This window comes from Blautia sp. DFI.3.45 (genome assembly GCF_020593505.1).
GTDB classification, from domain to species: domain Bacteria; phylum Bacillota; class Clostridia; order Lachnospirales; family Lachnospiraceae; genus Blautia_A; species Blautia_A wexlerae.
In genome coordinates, this window is sequence record NZ_JAJDMI010000257.1 from 1 (window position 1) to 227 (window position 227).

General features: G+C 48.5%; 1 pseudogene. It reads right to left on the reverse strand.

The features are described 5' to 3' along the window. A pseudogene (locus tag LJE09_RS17800) lies at nt 1–227 on the reverse strand (IS200/IS605 family accessory protein TnpB-related protein); the annotation flags it as partial.

Here is a 227-nt window from a genome sequence, read left to right on the forward strand (position 1 = left end):
TCTCCAGATACTCGAACACGATCACATCTGCATGGTTTTCTTCCGCATATCTTACGATCGCACCTGCAATCTTTTTACCCAGTTCTGTGTTCAGACGTTTCGTATACGTCCATCTTCCCTGTGTCTGCGCAGAACCATGTTCCCTCTGGAATCTGCGGATCCGTCCCAGTGCGCGGTACATCCGGTCTTTTTCACTGGGATGATCTATGAATTTTCTTCCCAGGACA